The 3,268-nt window shown below is 69.1% G+C and carries 6 protein-coding genes; 3 read left to right on the forward strand and 3 right to left on the reverse strand.

The genetic code is table 11. The annotated features are described in order from the left end of the window. Positions 1-257: 257 nt before the first annotated feature. Together HY703_13560 and HY703_13565 are read right to left on the reverse strand one after the other, a co-directional pair. The gene (locus tag HY703_13560) at positions 258-692 is read right to left on the reverse strand and encodes a PIN domain-containing protein (protein MBI4546220.1); all 435 of its coding nucleotides are present in this window, start codon (positions 690-692) and stop codon (positions 258-260) included. 7 nt (positions 693-699) lie between these two features. Then, entirely contained in the window at positions 700-927 is a 228-nt protein-coding gene (locus HY703_13565; protein MBI4546221.1) for a ribbon-helix-helix protein, CopG family, read from the reverse strand. A gap of 112 nt (positions 928-1,039) precedes the next feature. On the opposite strand from HY703_13565, the gene HY703_13570 reads away from it, so the two are divergent. Genes HY703_13570 through HY703_13580 form a run of 3 tightly spaced genes read left to right on the forward strand, consistent with a single transcriptional unit; the run spans position 1,040 to position 2,949 of the window. Next, positions 1,040-2,509: a right-handed parallel beta-helix repeat-containing protein gene (locus HY703_13570; GenBank protein ID MBI4546222.1), complete on the forward strand. Its 1,470-nt coding sequence runs from the start codon at positions 1,040-1,042 to the stop codon at positions 2,507-2,509. After that, positions 2,506-2,649 carry a hypothetical protein gene (locus HY703_13575; protein ID MBI4546223.1) on the forward strand — a complete coding sequence of 48 codons (144 nt, stop codon included), beginning with the start codon at positions 2,506-2,508 and terminating at the stop codon, positions 2,647-2,649. Before HY703_13570 ends, HY703_13575 begins: the two co-directional genes overlap by 4 nt. A gap of 48 nt (positions 2,650-2,697) precedes the next feature. Further along, complete coding sequence (locus HY703_13580; GenBank protein MBI4546224.1) at positions 2,698-2,949, forward strand: DEAD/DEAH box helicase family protein; 252 nt, start codon at positions 2,698-2,700, stop codon at positions 2,947-2,949. Positions 2,950-3,081: 132 nt separating this feature from the next. On the opposite strand, the gene HY703_13585 is transcribed toward HY703_13580, so the two are convergent. Beyond that, entirely contained in the window at positions 3,082-3,231 is a 150-nt protein-coding gene (locus HY703_13585) for a hypothetical protein (protein ID MBI4546225.1), read from the reverse strand. Positions 3,232-3,268: the final 37 nt, after the last annotated feature.

A 3,268-nucleotide genomic window follows, 5' to 3' on the forward strand; every position in this document is an offset into this window, starting at 1 on the left:
GGCGGAGGATGGCGTCGCCTGCCGCTGTGGAAGGAGGCAACGCGGGCACTGCGCGCTTGGTTGGCTGTACGTGGGTCGCCCCCGACTCCCGAGGTCCTCTTGAATGCCCGCGGCGAGGCTCTCACCAGTTCGGGGTTTAGCAACAGGCAGCGCTGGTATGAGATGGAAAGGCTGCGAAATCCAAAGTTACTTCGGCTACTTTGGCGGCCCTCTGAAGGTTGGCTTCCCGGGCGCGGCCGTCGCCCGGCGTCGGCGGCTCACACCAGAGGGTCGCGGACCTGGAGAAACGGGAAGCGATGGAAGTCCGAGTCGCGGGTATAAATCCGCCGGATCCCGTGCTCGCGCATCAAGGCGGCCGTATGGACGTCATGGAACACGTTGCCGGCCAGCCCGGGCACCAGCCCTAGAACCTCCGCCACAACGTCCGCGTGCCGATCCGTCTCCACCAGGACCCGTAGTCCTGGCGACGCCAGCAGCGCTCTCACGAATCCCGCTGCCTCGACCGCCGTCCACGGCCGCTCCAACACTCGGGGATGCGTCACGATCCGCAGGAACTCGTAAACCACGCCCCAGGTGGTGTACCAGGGTGTCCGCTGGCGCCGCCACGCCTCCAGCAACTCCCGACAACGTGCATGCTCCGGAACGCTCCGGTTCGCCGCGTAGATCAGGACGTTCGTGTCCACGAGGAACACTAGCTAGCTAGCCCTCCATCACGTGCTCCAGCGCTTCCCGGTTGGCCAGATCGACCGCCGGGCGGCCGCCATCGAACGCGGGAAGCGGCGGAACCTCCCCGCCACCCGGCTCCGCCTCATCGAGCAGCCGCCGCAGCGCCTCCTCGACCAGCTCCGAGATCGTCCGTCCCCGGCGCGCAGCCTCGGCGCGCAGCCGCGCCATGACGGGGTCTGGAATCACCAGCGTCGTTTTCATATGGAAAACCATATGCTGGCTATGGCTTGCCGTCAAGCGGTGCGGCGCCGACTCGTCGGAGGCCCTGGCCAGGAACGTGCGCGGATGCGGCGCCCGCCTTAGTTTTCCGCCGATGCGCCGGTACTTCGTCCACCTCTTCGTAACCGCGGCGGCGGTCGCGATCTATGCCGGCTGTGGTGTGGCGACGCATCGCGAGGCGGTGCGCGTCGTCCGCGTCGCGCCGGATGCGCCCGTGGCTGCGACGTCGTATTCCTCCACGAACCAGCCGAGCCGATTGCAGGCCGTGCTCGACACCGTACGTGGCCCTGCCCGCATCCTCCTCGCCCCTGGCCGCTACCACCTCGCCGCTGCCGCCTACCAGGACCCGACGTGCGGCAACTGTGAGGACCCAGCGACGGCCGTGCCCGCGACGCTCGGCATGCGCGTGAGCGGCGTCGGGATCGAGATCACGGGCGCGCACGCGGACAGCGCCATTATCCACACGCGCGCCGGCTACGGCATCCTGTTCGAGGACTGCGACGGCTGCGCGCTGCGCGGCGTGACGGTCACGGGCGGCGTGCGCGATGCGGACGGCCGCGCGACCGACGGCGCCGTTGTCGTCCGGCGCGGCACGGTCGCGCTAGAGGCGTGCCGCATCCGCGACAACATCGGCGACTCGGCGACCGTCGCGAGCGTGGTGGTCGGCATCGCGGGCGCCGTCGGCCGCGAGAACGCGCGCATTGAGGTCACTGGCTGCCGCATCGAGCGCAACTCCTGGGATGGCATCGCGCTGTACCGCGACGCGCGCGCGACGATCCGCGACAACATCATCGATGGCGTGAACAAGGCGTCGGGCGGGCGCGTGGGCGGCGGGCGCGGCGTAGGCATCGGGCTCACCTGGAATGCCCAGGCCGACGTCGCCGGCAACCTGGTCCGCCGCTACTGGAAGGGCATCGGCGTGTTCGTGGACGCACGCGCGAACATGCGGCACAACATCGTCGAGGACGTGCTCACCTGGGGGATCGCGTACTGGGGTGCGGGGCGCGGCCGCGCCGTCGCATTCATCGAGGAGAACGTCGTTTTCGAGACCGGCGCGTGCGGCGTAATGCTGGACCGCGCGGGCGACGCGGCGGGGGACACCGCCGCCGCGGCCGGCAGCTTCGTCGCGAACGTCGTGGTCAGGACCGGGCAGAACCCGCGCTACGACTCGGGCGAGCCGTACTGCACGCAACGGCCCGTCGCGCGCGAGAACGTGCCGGGCGGGTTCACCGAACGCAACAATCTCTTCCATGACAACCGCCAGCCGGGCGAGGCACCGCGCGAGCCGGAGCTGGATGCCGGGGCGTTCGGGCGCGCGGCCGCGCCACTGCTCGAGCGATTGCGGCGGTTCCCGGCGCTGCGCGAATCGGAGTTCCTGCGGGCGTTCGGCAGCCGACGCGGCACTTCGAGTTCGGCGAGCGCGGTATTACCGGCCGCATCATCGAAGGTGCGCGCCGGGAGTCCAGCTATTTCGTTCCGATCGCGGCCGGCCGGCGCCAGACCGCCCAGCTCACGCTCGAGGCGGAATGGACGCGCGACCGCCTGCGGGCCAACGAGCTGGTGAACCGGATCCGGGAGAAGGTGGGCATCTGGAGGAAGGGCGGTTACGCCGGCGTGACCACGACTACCGCACGGCTGCTCCAGTACTGGACGCATCCGGAGCGCGATCGGAAGCTCTTCGTCTGCCAGATCGAGGCGATCTAGACCGCGATCTACATCGCGGAGGTGGCCGCCAAGTATGGCGACGCCTGGATGATCAACGTGCTGCGCGATGCCAACGCGACCGGTGGCAACCCCGATAGTTTCCGCATCGCCCTCAAGATGGCGACCGGCGCGGGCAAGACCGTGGTGATGGGCATGCTGATCGCCTGGCAGGCGCTCAACAAGATCGCAAGCCCGCAGGACGCGAGATACAGCGATGCGTTCCTGATCGTGTGTCCCGGCATCACGATCCGCGACCGCCTGCGTGTACTTCTGCCCAACAATCAGCTCCTACATGTGTAGCATTTACAGCACTCATGTGAGCCCTCCCTCGCAACCCCACGGCGGGAGCTCGGCTGGAACGCGTTCCGCGCGCGGCGGCTTGGATCCGTGGCTGGAGGCCGTCACTCGAAGTGCTCCGCTCTCCCCCCGCCCCTACTTGCAGGGCAGGAACCGGACCGTCGTCTCCATCTCGCGGAGGACGCGGCCCAGCGCCGCCACCGTCCCGGCGATCTCCTCCTCTGTGGTGTAGCGGGAGAGGGAGAACCGCACCGCGCAGTGGGCGTCGGCCTCGCTCCTCCCCATCGCGATGAGGACGTGCGTCGGCTCCGGTGAGCCCGAC

This window comes from Gemmatimonadota bacterium (genome assembly GCA_016209965.1).
Classification (GTDB): Bacteria; Gemmatimonadota; Gemmatimonadetes; order Longimicrobiales; family RSA9; genus JACQVE01.